The sequence below is a fragment of the uncultured Paraglaciecola sp. genome (genome assembly GCF_943787955.1).
GTDB lineage: Bacteria > Pseudomonadota > Gammaproteobacteria > Enterobacterales > Alteromonadaceae > Paraglaciecola.
In genome coordinates this window covers 47740-68405 of sequence record NZ_CALSOK010000015.1, presented here as the reverse complement: position 1 = coordinate 68405, position 20666 = coordinate 47740, and the positions used below count along the sequence as shown (strand labels likewise).

Here is a 20666-nt window from a genome sequence, read left to right as displayed (position 1 = left end):
TCAAAGTGAGGGCTTAGCTTAACAAATTAACCATTACAACTTGATAATATTATTACCTGTGTCTCGGTCAATAAAGCGTACAAAAGGATCTATAGCGGCAAAGTTAGGCATTTCGTCAACGATGAGTTCAATCACCGTATCGCCACTTTTAATGGCGTGCAGCTCTTGATAGATTATTTTGTTTTCAGCGGCAAAGTCATTAGGATCTTCGCTGAACAAAACAATCTCTACTTCTTTAGCAAAAGGTTGTTCTGTTTCTTGGCCTTTACCGTCCGCGCTAAATTGCTGTGCTGAGACGGTTAACGTGACTTTGGTTTTGCCTTTTTCAAGCGCTTCATTTGTTACCTCTTTAGCCCGCAAATCGTAAATAGTAATTTGCTCAAACAAGTCTTTAATATAGGCCTGCTCTGCTTTGTTTGACACGCTGTGTAAATGTCTGACTAAGTCTAAGGTAGTAGGGTACAAGTCTTCTCTAAACTTATATTCTTTAAGCAATGCTTGCAGGGCTTGATTAAGGCGTTTTTCACCTAGTGTATTGACTAACGCCATCATCACTACTGAGCCTTTGCGGTAATGTATGTATTGTTGGTTTTCGGAGCGTAACAGCGGCATTTCTTCAATCCGTTCTGCGCTTCGACCTCTTAGGTAGCTATCCAACTCATAAGTGAGGAACTTGCGCAGCCGGGTCTCGCCGTATTTTTTCTTCATGACCATTAATGCACTGTATTGCGACAATGTTTCCGACAATATCGCACTGCCTTGTACATTGGCCGCGTTCAATTGATGCCCCCACCATTGGTGGGCTACTTCGTGAGCAGTTACATAATACACAGGATCAATATCTTCTGGATTACGTAAGTCTGAAATGAAGCCAATGTTTTCAGAGTAAGGCACAGTATTGGCAAAACTTTGCGCAAAACTGCGGTAACCTGGAAACTCAATAATCCGTAATTGTTTGTGTTGATAGGGGCCAAAAACCTGTTGAAAGTAGTCGAGTGAGTCTTGGCTGGACTCAATCATTCTGTCCACATTCCAATGATGATCTTTATGGTAGTAGACCTCGATATTAATCCCATTATGATCGACTTTTTTTGTTTCGAGGTTAGCCGACATCACGCTAAAAAAGTTGACCATAGGTGCATCCATTTCATATCGATAATAATTGCGGCCATCCTGTTGCCATTCTTTTTGTAAATACCCCGGCACTATGGCAAATTGGTCACCACTGGTGGAGACTGTAGCGCTAAAATCTATAAATTCGACTCCTCTTCCAAAAAAGCTTTCCGTGTAGCGGCTAGTATCTTCAAGTTTATATGCCCGCTGTAGAGGATCTAAGTCTCGTTTACGGCGTTCATGCTGATCTCTTATTAGGTAACTTTCATTGAAACCAAAAGATGGGAATAACTCAAAGTTGTTTATAAATGTACCGTTTTTTACCAGAGTATTGTCTTCACCTCTGTCTTTAAACCCTTGATGAGCACGGGTCACTTCGACTTGACCCGCGCGTTCTTCGCCAGGTGCCATAGGTTGAGTTAATTCAAACCATGCAAGGTTGTATTGGGTATTGATTTCACCTAACTTTCCACCAGATATCACGATATCGAGGTCTTTGGTAAATCGTGGAATATTGAGCAGGAAACGATCGATGGATTGATCTGTGCGGTTAATAAGAGTAATGGTCGCGCTGGCTTCGATACGTCCTTCTTCGGGGAAAATATTGATTGCCGCATCAATGCCGACAACACTTGGCATAGGCGCGTCACGAAATTCAACGTAGTCTTTTTCGTAATCAGCTTGTGTATTCAAACTCTCTTCTTGGCCATAAAACTCATTCAACACTTTTGTGTTGTAATGAATATACCCACCTGTCGCCAGAAATATCAGCATGGCAGCCATGGCAATACTTTTACCTTGATTTCCTAACTGATAACTTAACAAACTAAAACGTTGTCTAAGTGATGCATGAGGACCCCTTTGCCACATGCCATAACTCATCACACCCAGAACCACTGACAGAGCGGCCCAATACAACATGTACCAGTTCTGAGTCTGAATAAACCAGCCATATCCATTCAAATCTGAGTATTGCAAAACAGGCGCGGCGCCAAAATTAAACATGTTGTGTTCAATGCCTATTTGAGAGAAGGCAATGGATACAAAGATGTAGCCAACAAAAATCAACATCCCCACATATTTATTAGGACTAAGTACTTGAATTAAAAAAGCTAGCACTACAGTTAAACAAAATGGCAATACGGCAAAATATAATAAGCTAATTAAATATTGCCCAAGCTCGATATTTTCATAACCCGAGAGTAATTGTTTAATAATAGCGACTATTAAGCCTAAGAAATGTAGCGATACGATAACTAACATTACAGCCAGCAATTTTGATAACCAGAAAGTGACATTGGGCACAGGCATACTGTCTATAATATCACCCATACCCACAGTCTTTTCACGCCAAACTACTTCTGCGGTGTAATAAGTAATGACAATAATCGTCATTAGGCTAAAAGCCCCCACAATAATTTGCACTAAGGTTTGCGTGAGTGGCCAGTTTGGAGCGCCATATATCCCGTTTATGTCGAAAAAGCTGGCAATGAGTTGAAAGGCCGAAAATAACAATAAAACAGGGAATGCCGGGCTTAACACGACTTGTTTTATTTCAAATTTGGTGCGCAGCATAAATTGCGCGACACTATTATTGACTGAGGCTTTAATCGCTATATTGCTGTTAGCGGGTATTACATCAATTTTTTCTTTCTTTATTTTTTTGCTGGTTTTGTTCGCTGCTAAATTTAATGATTTAAACAGTCCGCCTGTGGTCAGCAAAATAAAGCCACCCACCGCTAGCCACAATAAACGGTTTTGTAATATTGCACCCTCAAAAACCGGTAATAGTGAATTCTTTTCAAAGGCTGTCCAGTAGCGGGTATATTCGCGAAATGAATTGAGTCCAAAGGGGTCGAGCAGTGCTCTAATCGTTCGTTGCTCGGGTTCATTAAACACTTGTCCTGCAACCACATATAAAATAAATAGACCTAACGCACAGATGTAGCCTGCCATCACACTTTTGAAAAGGTTGGTCGCACCGTAAAATAAAGCTGAAAAAATAAAGATGGTTGTGGTGGAGAATATCAAGAAGGGTTGTAGATACATCATCAAGCTGTTCAGGCCAATTCTGTCACCATCCACCCAAGGCATTAGGCTTCCTATCAATATACCCACTGGTACCATGGCGAACACAGTTAAACATATCAAATATGCGCCCAAAAATCTTCCGAGGTTATAACTAAAGGAACTGATTGGTTTGGTATAAATAATCTCTGACATCAAAGACGTATGGTTACGCGTTGCGGTACCTGCCACAAAGTTGACCACCATAAACATCGCAAAAATGCTTAAAATTAACATGATTTGAGTCACAGCAAAGGGGCTATTAAACAAGACATTGCCACCTGATCCAATTTGCACCTGATCAATGGTGATGGCCAAAAATGGCAATAAGAAAAAGACCAAGCAGGTCACAATAAAAGAGGGTTGGCGAGTAAAGTAGCGCCATTCAAACCCTAACATTTGAGTAAACATGATAGAGCTTCCTTATGCTACTTGGGTTGAATGAGAATTATGTTGAGGATTTTGTCGAGAATTATGTAAGGTAGAAAAATACACATCTTCTAGGGTCGCAGGGGTACTTTCAAAACCTTCAGGCGCGTCGGGTGCCAGAACATGTAAAACCGTGCGACCAGCAAATAGACGTTTAGAAATAACAGGCAGCGTATTTTCTAATACCGCGGCTTCATCAATAGACACCGTTTTACGCCAAATTTGTCCGTTTAAATCGCCAGTAATGTCCAAGGGATTCCCTTGCAATAAAATTTGTCCGTTACCTAATACCGCCATATTGGGGCAAAGCTCAGACACATCATCGACTATATGAGTAGATAAAATAATGACTTTTTCTTCGCCTAAAGTAACCAGTAAATTATGGAAGCGATTACGCTCTTCTGGATCAAGGCCTGCTGTTGGTTCGTCTACAATCAATAAATCGGGGTCACCCAATAACGCCTGAGCAATACCAAAACGCTGGCGCATGCCGCCAGAAAAACCACTGACCGCCTTTTTACGATGTTGAAATAAATTAGTGCGGGCTAACAATCCATCTACGGCTTCTTTACGCTCTGCTTTTTTAGCAATGCCTTTCAATATCGCTAAGTGGTCCAATAAATCATAGGCACTCACACGAGGGTAAACACCAAATTCTTGTGGTAAATAACCTAAACGTTGACGTAATTCGTTGGGCTGGGTCAGCACATTGATCTGATCGAATTGAATACTACCTGTATCGGGTTGTTGCAGCGTTGCAATCGTGCGCATCAAGCTGGATTTTCCGGCTCCATTAGGTCCAAGCAGACCAAACAAGCCTTTGGGGATATCTATACTGACATCGTTAAGGGCTTTCACCCCGTTGTCGTAAATTTTTGTTATATTTTTAATTTTTAGCATTGCTCGTTCCCTGTTATTCAATTTTAATGTTGCAAATATGCAGAATTCATTTTCATTAGTCTATAGGTGCAACATTTTCTTACGAAAACTGAGAATTTAATTTAGCAAAATGCTGATCTGGTTTATACTCTGCGACCTTAATTTTTCATCAATGTTTACGTTTTAAAGGCGGTTTTTCATGCGCACAGACTATTGTGGCAATATCAATTCATCTCATATCGGACAAACCGTCACATTGTGTGGTTGGGTTAATCGTAGTCGTGATTTAGGTGGGGTGATTTTTCTCGACCTACGCGACCGAGAGGGTGTGGTGCAGGTGGTATTTGACCCTGATTTAGTCGAAACCTTTGATATTGCAAATAGCCTACGTAATGAATTTTGTGTGCAGTTAAGTGGTGAGGTGCGCGCCAGGCCATCAGGCCAAGTTAACAAAGAGATGTCTACTGGCGAAATTGAAATGCTCGGTAAATCTTTGACCATCCTCAACAAAGCTGCGCCACTCCCCCTAGATTGGAATCAAGAAAATTCTGAAGAACAGCGACTAAAATATCGTTACTTGGACCTACGTCGTCCATTGATGAGCGATCGTTTGAAATTCAGAGCCAATGTCACCAGCACTGTGCGCAACTATCTTGAAAAGGATGGTTTCTTGGATATCGAAACCCCTATTTTGACCAAAGCCACGCCAGAAGGTGCCCGTGATTATTTGGTGCCAAGCCGCACTCATAAAGGACAGTTTTTTGCTTTGCCACAATCACCACAATTGTTTAAACAATTATTGATGATGTCGGGCATGGACAAATATTATCAAATCGTAAAATGTTTTCGTGACGAAGATTTACGAGCAGATCGCCAACCTGAATTCACTCAGATTGATATTGAAACGACCTTCTTAGATGCTGGTGGTGTGATGGCGATCACTGAAGGGCTAATACGTAATTTGTTCCAAAAAATGTTGTCGGTAGATTTGGGCGAGTTCCCAAGCATGACATACGCAGATGCCATGCGCCGTTTTGGTAGCGACAAACCTGATTTACGCAATCCATTAGAATTGACTGATATAGCTGATTTACTGAAAGACGTTGAATTTAAAGTGTTTTCTGGCCCTGCCAATGACGCTAAAGGTCGTGTTGCCGTTATCTGTGTGTCAGGCGGTGCTAAGTTATCCCGCAAACAAATTGACGACTACGGTAAATATGTGGGTATTTACGGTGCAAAAGGGTTGGCGTGGATGAAAGTCAACGATCTTGAAGCCGGAATGGAAGGATTACAATCACCTATCCTTAAATTCTTAAATGAAGACGTGGCCAAAGGTATCGTTGAACGCAGTGGTGCACAAAGTGGCGATATTCTTTTGTTCGGTGCCGATAGCAATACAGTGGTCACAGAAGCCTTGGGTGCGCTTAGGCTAAAATTAGGCGAAGACTTAGCGTTATTAGAAGGTGACTGGAAACCACTTTGGGTTGTGGACTTTCCTATGTTTGAGGAGTTTGATGGTCAGTTTCATGCATTGCATCATCCGTTTACAGCACCAAGAGATATGACCCCAGATGAACTAGCAGCTAACCCCGCAGGTGCTTTGTCAAATGCATACGACATGGTACTAAATGGTTGTGAGTTAGGTGGCGGGTCGGTACGTATTCATCAACAAGATATGCAAGCCAAAGTGTTTTCACTGTTAGGAATTAGTGATGAAGAGGCCGAATTGAAATTTGGTTTCTTGCTTGAAGCGCTTAAGTTTGGTGCGCCGCCCCATGCTGGTTTAGCTTTTGGCTTAGACCGCTTGGTGATGTTGATGACGGGTGCTACATCTATTCGTGATGTCATGGCATTTCCCAAAACTAACACAGCAGCTTGTCCTTTGACAAACGCACCAGGTGAAGCCAATCCGCAGCAACTCAAAGAGCTTTCAATTCAAACGGCGATAGAAAAGAAAGCGGATTAATCGGTTAATACTGTGGCACCCAAATATCGTATTCCTCAATCTGCCCTTACGGTTGTATATAACCGTGCTGGGCAAGTGTTGGTGATGCAACGCAATGATGATCCCGCATTCTGGCAATCAGTGACCGGCACCTTAGAGCAAGGTGAAAAGCCAATCAAGACGGCTTTACGTGAGGTATTAGAAGAAACCAGTATTGATATAATAGAATCTGCTTATCAGTTAATTGATTGCCAAAAAATCAATACCTATGAAATCCGTGATAGATGGAAACACCGCTATCCACCAGGTACACCCTACAACACAGAACATGTATTTGTAGTTGAAGTCGCCAATGAGCAGGGCATAGTATTAACTGAACACTCTGCCTATCTATGGTTAGACAAATCATCCGCTATGCAAAAAGTGTGGTCGGACACTAATCGTGAGGCAATCTCTTTATATGTGCCAGATTTATAAACTTAATTGTTACCTTAAGCGGTCAACTGTGTCAGTTCGAGACATGGATTAATGGCGATTATTTTGGGCATTGATCCAGGCTCCCGGATAACAGGTTACGGGATCATTAAAAAAGTCGGCCAAAAATCCGAGTATATTGGTAGTGGTTGTATTCGTCTTCAAGGCGACGAGCTTGCCTCTCGCTTAAAACAAATTTTCGATGGAGTGAGTGAAATCATTCATCAATTTCAACCCACTGACTTCGCAATCGAGCAAGTATTTATGGCTAAAAACCCCGCCTCTGCTTTAAAACTCGGTCAAGCAAGAGGTGCAGCCATAGTCGCTGCAACGGCATTTGATTTACCTGTTGCTGAATACTCAGCACGGCAAATTAAACAAGCAGTCGTAGGCAAAGGTAACGCTGATAAATCTCAAGTGCAGCACATGGTAACGTATTTGTTAGGGCTGGCAGCAAAACCGCAAGCCGATGCCGCTGATGCTCTGGCTGTTGCATTGTGTCATAATCACACCCAACAAAGCTTAATAAAGATGTCAGGCCAAGTGAAAAAAACCGTGCGTGGGCGTTTGCGATAACTCACTGAAGTGAGCCGTTAGTTAAAATACAAGGAAACAAAATGATTGGTAATATTCGTGGCATATTAATTGAAAAACAGCCACCGGAAATTCTGATAGAAGCGGGTGGCGTAGGATATGAAGTACAAGTACCTATGACCAGTTTTTATCAATTACCCGAAATTGGCCAAGAGGCCAATATATGTATTCATTTTGTGGTGCGTGAAGATGCACAGCTGTTGTTTGGTTTTGCCAACAAACAAGAACGTGCTGTATTTCGCGAATTAATCAAAGCCAGCGGTGTGGGGCCAAAATTGGCGCTCACTATATTGTCTGGTATGAACGCGCAACAATTTATGCAATGTGTCAGTCTGGAAGATGTGACCGGTTTAACTAAGTTACCTGGAGTTGGCAAAAAAACAGCTGAACGCTTAGTGATTGAAATGCGTGATAGGTTAAGTAAGTTAGCCAAGGAGCAGGGCTATGCACAAACAGTTCATCTCACACCTGAGTTACCTGTTGAGAACACCTTTGTACAACGTACCGATGCGAAAGAAGAAGCCTTAAGTGCATTGATTGCTTTGGGATACAAACCTCCGCAGGCAATGAGGGTGATTAATGGTGTATATAAACAAGATATTAGTAGTGAAGCGCTTATCCGAGAAGCCTTGCGAGCAATGGTCTAACAAAACTTTTCGAAGTGACATGTGTTTGAAAAGCGACTTTTTAAAGACGGCTTTCAATAATTTTGTTACTGTATAAAAGTACACTTATCAACTAAAAATATTAGCAAGATAAAACATGATTGAAGCAGACCGCATAATAAAACCCACCGCCAGCCATGAGGATGAAGTGGTTGACCGCGCCATACGACCTAAAATGTTGGCAGATTATACTGGTCAAAATCATGTTTGTTCGCAAATGGAGATTTTTATTGAGGCAGCGCGAAGACGAAGTGATGCCTTAGATCATTTACTTATTTTTGGTCCTCCTGGATTAGGTAAAACTACGTTAGCCTATATTGTAGCGAATGAGATGGGTGTAAACATTAAAACCACTTCTGGCCCAGTGCTTGAAAAAGCCGGTGATTTAGCTGCGCTTTTGACAAATCTCGAAGAAAATGATGTGTTGTTTATTGATGAAATTCATCGTCTTAGCCCTGTAGTTGAAGAAGTTCTTTATCCTGCGATGGAAGACTACCAGCTGGATATCATGATCGGTGAAGGCCCAGCGGCGCGCTCAATCAAATTAGAATTACCCCCTTTTACTTTGATAGGTGCTACGACAAGAGCTGGTTCACTCACTTCCCCTCTTAGAGACCGTTTTGGCATTGTGCAGCGTCTCGAATTTTATAATATTAAAGATCTTACCCAAATTGTAAAACGCTCGGCCAGTTACTTAAATTTAAACTTACAAGAGGAAGGTGCTGTTGAAATTGCTAGAAGGTCCAGGGGCACACCTAGAATTAGTAACAGACTATTACGCCGAGTAAGAGATTTTGCCGAGGTCCGCTCAGACGGTAATATTACTTTAGAGGTAGCTAGCCAAGCCTTGGATATATTGGACGTCGATAGAGAAGGCCTTGATTATATGGATCGTAAGTTGCTGTTAGCCATTATTGAAACATTTATGGGGGGTCCTGTGGGGCTGGATAACCTTGCCGCGGCTATAGGTGAAGAGAGAGAAACCATAGAAGATGTGATTGAGCCGTTTTTGATCCAGCAAGGGTTTTTGCAGCGCACTCCGAGAGGACGCATTGTCTCACAGCGTGCTTTTTTGCACTTTGGTAAAGATTTCTCACCGGAGTAATTACTTTTAGGGTTTGTCGGGTAAATTAAAGCCAAAAAAAAGCTCACATATAATATGTGAGCCAAACAACTAGTGTTAAAGGGAAATAAATCCAGGGAACTTGTCAAATAAACTAATTATCACATTGTTGAATCAAAATAGCTCAATAATGTGCAGTCCAGAAAACAAAGGCTATTTTAGCCAAATTAATGAAATACACAATTGAATTAAATTAATCTTTGGATTATAAAATCTAATGCACTTTAATTCTAAATCCAACTTATTTGAATTTTTATTGTATGAAACATTATGAATTATATTAGATATTTACACCGTGTTTTTTAAATGTTGATATTTTTGCATGATGATTTTTTGTTTTTTAAATGTTATTTTGATTAATTTTATGAGTGTAAGTATATGTATTAAATGGGTTTCGTCATTTTTTTAACTTTGATTCGTATTTATATATTGTTTGTTAGCATAAAAATTCACGGGTGATGATATTTGATACCATCAGTTTTGGTGTTAAACATACATCATAATTTTCTTAAACATATAAAAGTATTTTTTACCATGAGTAAATATAGGCATAATGTGCGAGTGTATTACGAGGATACAGACGCGGGAGGTATAGTTTATTATGCTAATTATTTGAAGTTCTTAGAGCGCGCCAGAACCGAGTGGTTGAGGCAAATGGGCACAGAGCAAGACATTCTTTTGGAACATTCCTTAGGTTTTGTCGTCAAACGGGTTGAAATGGACAATCACGCGCCTGCTCGTTTCAATGAATTGTTGTGTATTCAGTCTGAAATAGTAGAATTGAAGCGTGCTAGTTTAATATTCAAACAGACAATCATAAGTCCAAACGAACAATGTTTGGTCAGTGCTTTAATCAGAGTCGCTTGTGTCAATTTATCCAATATGAAACCACAAGCCATTCCTGACAAAATTTTAGGGGAATTTTCACGTGTCATCTGAGTTATCTTTCATAGAGCTTATTTTAGACGCCAGTTTGCTTGTGCAATTGGTCATGTTGTTGTTGCTTGGAGCCTCAATTGCTTCATGGGCATTTATTTTTGAACGCAGTCGCGCGCTAAATTTCGCTCGCTCTGAGATGAAAAAATTTGAAGATAAATTTTGGTCTGGTGTCGACCTTAATCAATTTTATAAAGAATTAGCGGCTCGTCAATCACTGGAAGGTATGGCTAGTATGTTTTGCTCTGGCTTTAAAGAATTTGTTCGATCTCGCAAAAATGTTTCTACTCCAGCGGATGCAATTATGGAAGGCGCTTCAAGGGCTATGCGAGTTTCTTTATCTCGTGAAATAGACAGTCTAGAAAGTCGACTTCCCTTTTTGGCTACCACGGGTTCAATTAGTCCCTATATTGGTTTGTTTGGCACTGTATGGGGGATAATGAATTCGTTTATCGCTCTAGGTGGCCAACAACAAGCAACCTTATCTATGGTTGCGCCGGGTATTGCTGAAGCATTGATTGCCACAGCAATGGGGTTATTTGCTGCTATACCAGCTGTTATCGCCTACAACCGATTTAGTCATCAAGTTGAAAAACTTGAAAATAGCTATGGTAATTTTATGGAGGAGTTCTCGAGTATTTTACATAGGCAGGCATTGTCATCAGGTGAAAATACGTCTCGCTCAGCTCAACCAACTGCTTAGGCTTATTGATTATGTATCTAAGAAAGCGCAGACGCCCTGTTTCAGAAATCAATGTGGTCCCCTATATTGATGTAATGTTAGTGTTACTGATTATTTTTATGGTAACTGCACCTCTTATTACCCAAGGTGTAAAAGTCGACTTACCCAAAGCAGAGGCTCAGCCTTTGGAGGAAGAGTCAAAACCTCCTTTGGTTGCATCTGTTGATGCGCAAGGTCAATATTTTTTGAATGTGGGTGATAGCCAACAAGAACCTTTGTCAGCAATAGATTTAGCGACTTTAGTGGCGGCTCATCTTCAGGTAGAGCCAAACACACCAATAGTTGTTAAGGGTGATGGAGCTATTGCTTACAGTCAAGTGGTGCAGTTGATGGTTTTATTACAACGGGCAGGTGCGCCTTCTGTTGGATTAATGACTACGCCGCCCGAAGGTTAATATATAAATGTATAAGTTGCGTATCGCACTCTCTATCTCATTATTTTTGCATATAGCAGTGATTGCTGCTTTGCTGATAAACGGGCATTTCTCTCAGTCCAAAGTAACACCTGAAACGTTACATTCTGACCCTATTATTGAAGCAAAAGTCATTGATGAAAATCAGTTGCAGAAACAAGTTCAGAAGGTTAAAGATGAACAAAAAGCTAAACGAATAAAAGAAGAAAATTGGGTGAAAGAGCTCGAACGTCGTGCTGCAAATGCAGAAAAAAAGCGCAAGCAACAAGAGACCGAGGTATCTAAATTAAAAGAGCAGACTAAAAAACAGCTTCTAGACAAGAAAAAAGCTGAGCAAGCGACGGTGGCTGCAAGGGAAAAACAAAAGCAAGAAAAGGCTAAAGCCAAGCAGCTAGAAGCTGATCGCAAGCGTAAAGAATTAGAAAGGGAAAAAGCCGAAGAGCAAGCAAAACAAGCTAAGGCAAAGCGCCAAAATGAAGAAAAGGCTCTGAAAAAAGCTGAGCGCAAGCGTCAAGATGAAAAGCAAAAAGCAGAACAAGAAAAAATGCTCGAAGAACAGCTTCAGGCAGAACAAGCCGTTCGTCAATTAAAAAGAAATAAACAAGTTTTGTCTGAGGTGCAAAAATACCAAGCGCTTATCAAACAAACAATTCAGCGAAACTTGATAGTGGATGATGCGATGAAAGGTAAATCTTGTCGTTTGAATATTCGACTAGCCTCAAATGGGTTAGTAACTCAAGTAAAAGAATTGGGTGGAAATACCATTTTATGCCGAGCCGCTAAAGCTGCAGTATTCAAGTCAGATACATTGCCAGTGTCAAAAGAAGTCGATGTTTACCAACAATTACGTGAAATTAATTTAACCGTTGAGCCAGAATTATAATGTTAAAACCTATGTCCATAACTAAACAGATATTACTTTCATTTTTTATTTTATCAGTCAGTCTTCATACATTTGCCGCACTGGAAATTGTTATAACCGAGGGTATTGATACTTCCAGACCCATCGGTGTAGTGCCTTTTCAATGGGTTGGTGAGGGGGTGATGCCAGAAAGGCTAACTAGTGTTATTGCTGCTGATTTACGCCGCAGTGGTAAATTTAATCCTATTGATGCTATTAATATGCCGCAACATCCTTATTCAGATAAAGACGTGGACTATAGTGCATGGGCAACAAAAGGTATTGAAGCTGTGTTGGTCGGCAAAGTCGAACTATCTGGTATTGATAGGTACACAGTGTCATATGAATTAATCGATGTATTACGTGGTCAAATTACTGGGGGGCAGTCGCAAGTACTTAGTGGCGGCAAACTTATTGCTAGCGACGATCATGTGTTGGCCGTCAGCAAAATGACTATTTCGGGCAATGATTTCAGAAGGCATTCACATCGTATTAGTGATGTAGTCTACGAAAAGTTAACGGGTGAACGAGGTGCCTTTTTAACGCGTATTGCTTATATCATCGTTCGCGATAGAGATGTTAATGAATTACCCTTTCAATTAGTTGTGGCGGATTATGACGGCGCCAACGAAACCACATTATTACGTTCTCCCGAGCCTTTAATGTCACCAGCTTGGTCTCCTGATGGTACAAAATTAGCTTACGTCAGCTTTGAGAATAAACGTCCGCAAATATTTATCCAAGATATCTACACTATGAATAGAACCCAGATGACTAGTTTCCCTGGCATTAACGGTTCACCCAAGTTCTCGCCTGATGGCAAAAACTTAGCTTTGGTGTTATCAAAAGATGGAAATACTGAATTATATACTATGAATATTGCCAGTAGGCAATTACGCAGAGTAACTAACAATAGAGCAATTGATACTGAACCAAGCTGGACTCCAGATAGTCAGAGCTTAATATTTAGTTCAGAACGGGGTGGTAAACCTCAGATATATCGCGTAAATTTAGAGTTGGGAAAGGTACGTCGCTTGACCTTTGAAGGCGAGATGAACTTAGGAGGCACTATTACCCCAGACGGCAAACAAATGGTAATGGTTAATCGTACTCGTGGTAATTACAATATATCACGGCAAAACTTGACAAACGGAAATCTTCAGGTATTAACTAAAACCTATTTAGATGAGTCACCCAGTATTGCTCCTAATGGCAGTATGATTATTTACAGTACATTACATCAAGGCAAGCAAGTATTGTCTTTAGTATCCTTAGATGGCAGATTTAAAGCGCTTTTACCAGCGGCTGATGGTCAGGTGAAGGCTCCGACTTGGTCACCATTTTTGCGTTAAATACATTTTCACTTAAATTTTATAAAAACAGGATAAAAGAATGCAACTAAATAAAATTTTTAAAGGGTTGGTTATCGCTCTTCCAGTTGTAACTATGATGGCTTGTTCATCAACAGACGATGCAGCAGCAAAAGCAGCTGTAGAGGAATCACGCATTGCCCAAGAGCAAGCAGAAGCGGATCGTAAAGCGAAAGAAGCACGTGATTCAATGGTTGAAACCGGCACAGTTGAACCTGTAATGACTCCTGCTGAAGAAATGAAGCAAGAGTTAATGGCGCTAGAAAATAATCAATTGGTTTACTTTGATTTTGATCGTGCCGACATCAGCTCTGAGTTCTATGACATTTTAAATCAACACGCTACATTTTTAACTAAAAACAGTGGGCAATCAATTGTAATTGAAGGTCACTGTGATAGCCGTGGCACACCCGAATATAACATTGCATTAGGTGAGTCTCGTGCAAAGTCAGTGCAAACTTATTTATCGAATGCAGGTGTTAGTGCATCTCAGATGTCTGTTGTGTCCTACGGCGAAGAAAAGCCTGTTAACAACAACACATCTGCAGCGGCTTTTGCTGAAAACCGCCGTGGTGTTTTGGTTTATCAATAATAGAGCTTAATATGATGAAACGCACCTTAGCGATAAGTTTGCTAGGGCTACATGGAGTCGCAGTGATTGCGGCTCCTGCGCCTGTGACAGATGTAACCAGAAGTAATAGCGAACAACGTATTACTGAGCTGGAAAAAAAGTTTTCAACCCGCACAGATGCACAACATCGTCAGCAAGAGCAACTGGATGTTATGCAAAGTGAAGTTAATGAGCTTCGTGGCTCAATAGAAGTGCAAAACTATCAATTAGAGAAGATTCTCGAACGTCAAAGAGAGCTATATCTCGAAATAGATAAGCGCATTGAATCTGTTAAGACACAAACTTCGACAATGCCAGTAGATGCTGTTAATACTCTAGTTACGACTGTCGAAGTGCCCTTATCAGAGAATGAAAACGAAGCTTATGATAAAGCTGTTAATTTGATCCTCAAAGATAGGTTATATGAACAAGCCATACCTGAGTTTCAAACATTTTTACAAAACTTCCCAAATTCTAGTTATGTCCCCAATGCACATTATTGGTTAGGGCAGTTATTGTTCAACAAACAAGACTGGGCCATTGCTGGAGAACAATTTCAGACGTTAATTGTTAATTATCCAGATTCGAGTAAAAGAGCGGATGCAACGTTGAAGTTGGGCATAACTGAAATGGAACGTTCAAATGCAGCCCGTGCTAAACAGCTTTGGGAACAAGTAGTTGCTGAATTCCCCAACTCGTCCTCAGCTAAACTCGCTGAAAAGCGACTCAAAGGACTTTAATAAATAAGATGCCTGTTTAGTTTTGATTGTGTTACTCAAACATAATTGAGATATCTATGGGGTACTTGGGGTGTTTTTTTCAGTCTCCATGGTTCGTTAAATACACTATTGTTCGGTTTTTCAGCAAACGGTTTGAATTATTGAAATAATAATGTCATTTGGGTTGCGCTGGCGTTTCAATTGAGTATTATATGCCGCCTTCGCTTGAGGCGAAAAGAAAAAATGAAAAGTGGGTCGTTAGCTCAGCTGGTAGAGCAGTTGACTTTTAATCAATTGGTCGCTGGTTCGAATCCAGCACGACCCACCATTTTTTTTACTCTTAGAGCGATGTGAATACTTATTAAATTTAATCGATGGGTCGTTAGCTCAGCTGGTAGAGCAGTTGACTTTTAATCAATTGGTCGCTGGTTCGAATCCAGCACGACCCACCATCTCTTTAAAATTTAGTCTAGGCGCATTTAAGTTATTAGAAACCTTAAAGTATTGGAATACATATCCTGTCTGTTTATATACACCCAAAATCTTTCATTCACGTATTTTCGATCTAGAGCTATAGAGCAGTTAAAGTCCCTGATTTTACCTCACCCACATATTTTCTTGATTCAAATTTAAATATATTGATTCATTGTCCCTACAAGTCTTCAGTGTGTTCAAATACATGCTGCTAATGATATACAGTTTGTATTGCCTTTTGCGGCAAGTCATTTAATCGAACTGAACTGTGTTCCTAAAGCATCTGATTTCATTCTTGATACAATTCGTTAGGTCTTAGCTTATATGGTTAGCCATGAGCCTAAAGGAGCGCTGTTCATAAACAATCCTGTTACATCATCTTAGTTGTTTCGACTGTAATCTTTGAAATTTTATATAATTCAGCATTGAGAAAAATTTATCATATTACACTCAATAATACGGACTCTTAAATTAATCAGCACAACTGGTCAGGCTGAAATAGTTTGAAATGTTATCTGTGGGCGGTTGATTGAACAATCTGGGTGAACGGGTTATGGCAAAGTTAAATCCAGAGGATGCGAATAAATACGTATCTATCTCATTCAAATGGTAAAAACCTTTGGGATGTATACCTTTAGATTTTTCGTAACTAGAGCCACAGCAAAATTAAAATTATTATTCAATTCGCTTAATTATTAAATCTTAGTAACATTAACCGTAAGCTTTATTCAACATATGCCGACATAACAAAAAACGTACTAAAGCACAGGGATTGATGTTGAATGTGTTAACAATGCACTCGATTCCAGTCATTTGCAGTTAATGAATGCACGCATTGACTTTATTTAGCCCAACAACATTTGCTATGGGCTTAATACATTTCGGATAACTAGCTGTTACTTTTCATCGTTGCGATTAAGCAAATACTGCCACTACCTGCCTACTAATAGCTACTAAGCTGCCATGCTTATCCAAGATATTGGCTTCTGTATGCGCATACCCATCAGCTGCCTGTCTAGTATGTGCTTGATAAGCAAACCAATCACTACCTGAAATTTTCTGATGTGGATGAATAAACTCTAAATTCCAGCTCATAGTACTGGCCATGGCAGGCCAGCTTAACATTTGTAAAACTGTTGGTGGCCAAATATCAATTAAAGCGATTAAATGGGCGTCAGAAAAGTCACATGGCTGTTCTTTAAAACGCATCCACCCATGTATGTCACTGTCCTTTCTTCCAGTAAATGGCCATCCACCTTTAGTTTGTGCTAAATCAAAATTCTTTAAAAACTTGGGTGTCACCTTTGAGATCTTGGGCATGAAATCCGGTTTTTGTGGAGGGTCCATTTTGTGTTGTAGTGGATCAGATATGTTAACTTTAGACTGTCTAGCGATACCAAAGCTTGCTTGGCTCATCAATGCAACTTTGTTGTCTTGCACTACTTGGCCGACAACTTGAGTCACATTCTTTCCTTCCCTAAGAACCTCAATAGTGATGCTAAATTCAGTATCTGCTTCAATTGGACCTATAAAATTTGTGCTTAGCGAACGCATCACTTTTTCAGAGTCAACGACTTCACGCATTGCCTGATAGACTAAAGTGGCAGAAATACCACCGTAAAGTGTACGACCTTGCTCCCAAGTATTAGGGACTGACAGGGTGATGTTATTAATATTTGATTTTGCCTGTTGTTTGACTGAATTTAGCAATTTATCAATATGCATTACTACCTTGACTCCGTTAAATCGATTATCAGTAAATGACTAATTTTATTTGTAACGACTTATCATAAGACTTGGATGTCGTTAGATGATTTCATGTTTTTATGGTTGAGCATAACTAACTGTTATAATTACAAAAGATTATAATTTACTTGTCACTACTAGGATTTATAAATGTCATGCACTCACTTTTTAGGTTGATTTTTCGGCTACATCAGGTTTAGCCTGCAATCTTATAGAACTTGCTTTAGCCCGCATCGTTTTGGGTATCGGTGAGGTAGGTGAACGTTCAACTTCTCATTATATAGGGGGCGCCTAATTATTATCTTCTGTCACAAGTTGATTACACTTAGTTCTGCTATTATGGGTGCATTAAATAAAACATAGCAGCTGGCATCACGTGTTGTAAATAGTGTTTAAATGACTGTTAACTAGTATCTCATTGCATAGTCTAATAACCTCTGGTTTGGTTTATGACACACTACTTATTAACGTGTGTGATGTGCGATTTTTTAGATAGGCCAAGCCTAAATGCTACCCATAGATGTCACTAAACAAGGTTTAGAACTACCGATAACAATAGTCACTATGGCCAAAGCTGAAAGATAAAAAAGTTTGCACCTAAAATAAGTGCATACTGCTATGACCAAGCTTATTAAGTAGGGTATAGCGGTAGTTCAAATTTCATGTATGTGAGTAAATGTCCTAAGATATGATGCCTAAAAATCAATAATAACAGAGGCTCTTATGAGCGCCCGAAATACACAGCACCCTAAAACAGGTTTAAGATGACGAAATCAACAAAAATCAACCTTCACTTTGCACATGCTAATGGGTTTCCAGCACCTAGCTACCAACAACTTTTTAATCAGTTACCTGATGATTTCGAGTTACATGCATTAACCAAATTTGCTCATTCAGCGCGCTTTCCAGTAAGTGCCAACTTAAATAATCAAGTAGCAGAGCTAATTGATTATTTAACCCACAAGGTCGCTAACCCTGTTTATGTTGTAGGCCACTCCTTTGGAGCCGTAGTGTCCTTTATGGCTGCTTGCGAAAGACCTGATTTAATTAAAGGTGTGATAATGCTTGATCCTCCTATTGCTTCAGGGCTTGCTAGGCTCGTATTTAAATTATTAAAGCATACCCCCCTAATAGATAAGTTTTCACCTGCTGGTAAAGCCAAAGTACGTTGCCAAAGTTGGCCTTTAGGCACTGATTTGGTTGCTTATTTTAAATCTAGGGCTTTATTCAAAACCTTCCAACTGGAATGCATTCAAGATTACGTAACAGCTGCGATTGACGAACAAGAGGATAAGTTACAACTTAACTTTGATGCGCAGATTGAAGCGAGTATTTATCGAAATGTGCCAGATAATATCAATCAGTACTATCAACGATTATCCTTACCAAGCTTACTTGTCACTGGTAGTCACAGTGATGTGTGTATTCCAGCGTTTTTGCGCACTTTTGTAAAAAAAAGCAATATTGAACATCTTTGTTTTGAAGATGGGGGGCATATGTTTCCGTTTGAAAAACCACAGCTAGTAGCAAAGATTATTACTGATAGAATTCGTTTATGGGAGAAGGCTAGCAACTTACAATAAAAAGCCGCAGTTATAGCGGCTTTGTAATGACTCGGATGGTGAAAGGTATTAGGTTTAATAGCCTACTTTTAATCCCAACATCTCTCGGGTAACTAACACCACTCCCTTTTCTGTGACTCGGAAACCTCTGGCTAAATCATCCTCGCGACTATGGCCAATAATAGTGCCCTCGGAGATCACACAACCACGGTCAATAATGGCTTTACGTATGCGGCAATGACGTTCTACTTCGACATCTGGCAATAATACAGAATCTTCTACTTCACTGTATGAATGCACCCTTACATTAGAAAAACATAAGCTACGGCGTAAAGTCGCGCCAGAAATAATACAGCCACCTGAAACCACTGAGTTAATCGCGGTGCCCCTGCGATTATCTTCTTCCCATACAAACTTAGCGGGAGGCAATTGTTCTTGATAGGTCCAGATTGGCCATTTTTTATCATACAAGTTGAGTGCAGGAACAGGCGCCACTAATTCCATATTGGCTTGCCAGAATGAGTCTAAGGTACCTACATCGCGCCAATAGGCTTCGGTATCATCATCACTTTTGAATTGGAACGCATAGACTGAACCCTCTTTGATAATTGAGGGAATAATATCCTTGCCAAAATCTCGTTCAGATCCAGATGTTTCGGAATCTGTTTTTAATTGCTCAAACAAAAAATCTGTATCAAAGACATAATTGCCCATGGAGGCTAGACATTTTGTGGGATCGTTAGGTAAAGGGGTAGGGTTCTCAGGTTTTTCTTCAAACCCAATAATTTTGAAATTTTCATCTACTGACATGACACCAAATTGTCCCGCGGCTTCCTCCAATGGAACGGCCATGCAGCTAACTGTCATTTTGGCTCCCGACTCGGCATGTTGCGCAATTAAATTACCGTAGTCCATTCGATAGATATGGTCCCCAGATAACACCAATACATATTTTGGTAGTTCGTCACGAATAATATCAATATTTTGAAAGACTGCATCTGCCGTACCTTCATACCAGTTATCTGAAAAGCGCTGTGATGCAGGAAGGATTTCAACCGACTCGCCTAGCTCTTTCTTAAAATGTCCCCAACCTCTGACTAAATGCCGAATGAGCGAATGAGACTTGTATTGGGTGACCACCCCCACATTGCGGATCCCTGAATTAATACAATTGGATAATGGAAAGTCGATAATACGAAACTTACCGCCAAAATATAATGCAGGTTTTGCTCGCCAATTAGTCAATTCATAAAGTCTTGAGCCTCTTCCTCCAGCTAAAATGAGTGCGTAGGTATCACGTGTTAAATTACTGATATAACGAGACGCTTGGTTCGCCATAAATCCCTTCTCCTGTAGGTTAACATTACTTTATTTGTCTTTAATTTTCATCAAGACATAATCGAGTTTACACGACAGCTAAGTAAATTCAATCAGGACTATTTGAGGGAGCAAATAAAATTTTTTTTGGTGGAAATATTAATTTTAGACAATAATAGATTAGATCCAGTTAAGGAAAAACCTTGCCTAAAATTACTTATTTGGTCTTCGATTAAATCGCCATGTTTGAATTGGTTGGTGCAGTTAAAATTTTAGCTTTATCGCTCGTAAATATAGAGGTGGTATCAAACATGGTCTGTTTGAAAGGGTAATGTTAATTCAGCAGCAGGAATTAGACTAGCTGTTAAATGAGTTGATGATGTACTCATAATCAAAATATAAGTTTTCTGCATACAGCGCCACACTTTTGGCTTTTGACATGGATATCGTGCGCCACACTTTTGGACATGAAATTGCCACGCACCTAGCAAGTCGTTTGATCATGTTAGATCACTGATATGGAGGGCAGGCGCAATATATAAAAAGTTCTACAGCCAAAAATACAGGACCATTCATTTGCCCCCTTT

17 protein-coding genes and 2 tRNA genes are annotated in these 20666 nt (G+C 40.1%); 15 read left to right on the top strand and 4 right to left on the bottom strand.

The features are described from left to right. Nucleotides 1–33 precede the first annotated feature (33 nt). Complete coding sequence (locus Q0Y52_RS14670; protein ID WP_297822836.1) at nucleotides 34–3591, bottom strand: M1 family aminopeptidase; 3558 nt, start codon at nucleotides 3589–3591, stop codon at nucleotides 34–36. Between the two features lie 12 nt (nucleotides 3592–3603). Beyond that, entirely contained in the window at nucleotides 3604–4509 is a 906-nt protein-coding gene (locus Q0Y52_RS14665; RefSeq protein ID WP_297822834.1) for an ABC transporter ATP-binding protein, read from the bottom strand. A gap of 178 nt (nucleotides 4510–4687) precedes the next feature. Here Q0Y52_RS14665 and aspS point away from each other — a divergent pair, with 178 nt between their 5' ends. The 14 genes from aspS to Q0Y52_RS14595 all read left to right on the top strand — a co-directional run bounded on the left by aspS (nucleotide 4688) and on the right by Q0Y52_RS14595 (nucleotide 15432). After that, on the top strand, nucleotides 4688–6454 hold the full coding sequence (gene aspS, locus Q0Y52_RS14660) for an aspartate--tRNA ligase (RefSeq protein WP_297822832.1): 1767 nt from the start codon (nucleotides 4688–4690) through the stop codon (nucleotides 6452–6454). Between the two features lie 12 nt (nucleotides 6455–6466). Then, entirely contained in the window at nucleotides 6467–6910 is a 444-nt protein-coding gene (gene nudB, locus Q0Y52_RS14655; RefSeq protein WP_297822830.1) for a dihydroneopterin triphosphate diphosphatase, read from the top strand. Between the two features lie 51 nt (nucleotides 6911–6961). Beyond that, entirely contained in the window at nucleotides 6962–7483 is a 522-nt protein-coding gene (gene ruvC, locus Q0Y52_RS14650; RefSeq protein ID WP_297822827.1) for a crossover junction endodeoxyribonuclease RuvC, read from the top strand. Nucleotides 7484–7524: 41 nt separating this feature from the next. Beyond that, nucleotides 7525–8148 (top strand): Holliday junction branch migration protein RuvA, encoded by a 624-nt coding sequence (gene ruvA / locus Q0Y52_RS14645; protein ID WP_297822824.1) that lies wholly within the window; start codon nucleotides 7525–7527, stop codon nucleotides 8146–8148. Between the two features lie 115 nt (nucleotides 8149–8263). Continuing rightward, on the top strand, nucleotides 8264–9271 hold the full coding sequence (gene ruvB / locus Q0Y52_RS14640; RefSeq protein WP_297822822.1) for a Holliday junction branch migration DNA helicase RuvB: 1008 nt from the start codon (nucleotides 8264–8266) through the stop codon (nucleotides 9269–9271). A gap of 552 nt (nucleotides 9272–9823) precedes the next feature. Next, nucleotides 9824–10228, top strand: a complete 405-nt coding sequence (gene ybgC / locus Q0Y52_RS14635) for a tol-pal system-associated acyl-CoA thioesterase (protein WP_297822820.1) — start codon at nucleotides 9824–9826, stop codon at nucleotides 10226–10228. Beyond that, nucleotides 10218–10928, top strand: a complete 711-nt coding sequence (tolQ, locus tag Q0Y52_RS14630; protein WP_297822817.1) for a protein TolQ — start codon at nucleotides 10218–10220, stop codon at nucleotides 10926–10928. Before ybgC ends, tolQ begins: the two co-directional genes overlap by 11 nt. 11 nt (nucleotides 10929–10939) lie before the next feature. Continuing rightward, nucleotides 10940–11362 carry a protein TolR gene (tolR, locus tag Q0Y52_RS14625; RefSeq protein WP_297822814.1) on the top strand — a complete coding sequence of 141 codons (423 nt, stop codon included), beginning with the start codon at nucleotides 10940–10942 and terminating at the stop codon, nucleotides 11360–11362. Between the two features lie 7 nt (nucleotides 11363–11369). Continuing rightward, nucleotides 11370–12263 carry a cell envelope integrity protein TolA gene (gene tolA, locus Q0Y52_RS14620; RefSeq protein ID WP_297822811.1) on the top strand — a complete coding sequence of 298 codons (894 nt, stop codon included), beginning with the start codon at nucleotides 11370–11372 and terminating at the stop codon, nucleotides 12261–12263. A gap of 11 nt (nucleotides 12264–12274) precedes the next feature. Next, complete coding sequence (gene tolB / locus Q0Y52_RS14615; protein ID WP_297822808.1) at nucleotides 12275–13633, top strand: Tol-Pal system beta propeller repeat protein TolB; 1359 nt, start codon at nucleotides 12275–12277, stop codon at nucleotides 13631–13633. Between the two features lie 40 nt (nucleotides 13634–13673). Then, a complete protein-coding gene (gene pal / locus Q0Y52_RS14610; RefSeq protein ID WP_297822805.1) occupies nucleotides 13674–14243 on the top strand; it encodes a peptidoglycan-associated lipoprotein Pal in 570 nt (189 codons plus the stop codon). An 11-nt stretch (nucleotides 14244–14254) separates the two neighbouring features. Next, complete coding sequence (ybgF, locus tag Q0Y52_RS14605) at nucleotides 14255–15001, top strand: tol-pal system protein YbgF (RefSeq protein WP_297822802.1); 747 nt, start codon at nucleotides 14255–14257, stop codon at nucleotides 14999–15001. A gap of 231 nt (nucleotides 15002–15232) precedes the next feature. Continuing rightward, nucleotides 15233–15308, top strand: a tRNA-Lys gene (locus Q0Y52_RS14600). A 48-nt stretch (nucleotides 15309–15356) separates the two neighbouring features. Continuing rightward, nucleotides 15357–15432 (top strand) — tRNA-Lys (locus tag Q0Y52_RS14595). A gap of 937 nt (nucleotides 15433–16369) precedes the next feature. Here Q0Y52_RS14595 and Q0Y52_RS14590 read toward each other — a convergent pair. Further along, complete coding sequence (locus Q0Y52_RS14590) at nucleotides 16370–17179, bottom strand: thioesterase family protein (protein WP_297822799.1); 810 nt, start codon at nucleotides 17177–17179, stop codon at nucleotides 16370–16372. Nucleotides 17180–17964: 785 nt separating this feature from the next. Between Q0Y52_RS14590 and Q0Y52_RS14585 the strand changes: the two genes are divergently transcribed. Then, nucleotides 17965–18783: an alpha/beta hydrolase gene (locus Q0Y52_RS14585; RefSeq protein ID WP_297822796.1), complete on the top strand. Its 819-nt coding sequence runs from the start codon at nucleotides 17965–17967 to the stop codon at nucleotides 18781–18783. 54 nt (nucleotides 18784–18837) lie between these two features. Here Q0Y52_RS14585 and glgC read toward each other — a convergent pair whose 3' ends face one another. After that, nucleotides 18838–20100: a glucose-1-phosphate adenylyltransferase gene (gene glgC, locus Q0Y52_RS14580; protein ID WP_297822793.1), complete on the bottom strand. Its 1263-nt coding sequence runs from the start codon at nucleotides 20098–20100 to the stop codon at nucleotides 18838–18840. Nucleotides 20101–20666: the final 566 nt, after the last annotated feature.

Excerpts from the sequence above, each read along its gene's own strand:
- Q0Y52_RS14670 (WP_297822836.1), bottom strand. The coding sequence starts at position 3,591 with ATGTTTACTCAAATGTTAGGGTTTGAATGGCGCTACTTTACTCGCCAA.
- Q0Y52_RS14665 (WP_297822834.1), bottom strand. The coding sequence starts at position 4,509 with ATGCTAAAAATTAAAAATATAACAAAAATTTACGACAACGGGGTGAAA.
- aspS (WP_297822832.1), top strand. The coding sequence starts at position 4,688 with ATGCGCACAGACTATTGTGGCAATATCAATTCATCTCATATCGGACAA.
- ruvC (WP_297822827.1), top strand. The coding sequence starts at position 6,962 with ATGGCGATTATTTTGGGCATTGATCCAGGCTCCCGGATAACAGGTTAC.
- ruvA (WP_297822824.1), top strand. The coding sequence starts at position 7,525 with ATGATTGGTAATATTCGTGGCATATTAATTGAAAAACAGCCACCGGAA.
- ruvB (WP_297822822.1), top strand. The coding sequence starts at position 8,264 with ATGATTGAAGCAGACCGCATAATAAAACCCACCGCCAGCCATGAGGAT.
- ybgC (WP_297822820.1), top strand. The coding sequence starts at position 9,824 with ATGAGTAAATATAGGCATAATGTGCGAGTGTATTACGAGGATACAGAC.
- tolR (WP_297822814.1), top strand. The coding sequence starts at position 10,940 with ATGTATCTAAGAAAGCGCAGACGCCCTGTTTCAGAAATCAATGTGGTC.
- tolA (WP_297822811.1), top strand. The coding sequence starts at position 11,370 with ATGTATAAGTTGCGTATCGCACTCTCTATCTCATTATTTTTGCATATA.
- tolB (WP_297822808.1), top strand. The coding sequence starts at position 12,275 with ATGTCCATAACTAAACAGATATTACTTTCATTTTTTATTTTATCAGTC.
- pal (WP_297822805.1), top strand. The coding sequence starts at position 13,674 with ATGCAACTAAATAAAATTTTTAAAGGGTTGGTTATCGCTCTTCCAGTT.
- ybgF (WP_297822802.1), top strand. The coding sequence starts at position 14,255 with ATGATGAAACGCACCTTAGCGATAAGTTTGCTAGGGCTACATGGAGTC.
- Q0Y52_RS14590 (WP_297822799.1), bottom strand. The coding sequence starts at position 17,179 with ATGCATATTGATAAATTGCTAAATTCAGTCAAACAACAGGCAAAATCA.
- Q0Y52_RS14585 (WP_297822796.1), top strand. The coding sequence starts at position 17,965 with ATGACGAAATCAACAAAAATCAACCTTCACTTTGCACATGCTAATGGG.
- glgC (WP_297822793.1), bottom strand. The coding sequence starts at position 20,100 with ATGGCGAACCAAGCGTCTCGTTATATCAGTAATTTAACACGTGATACC.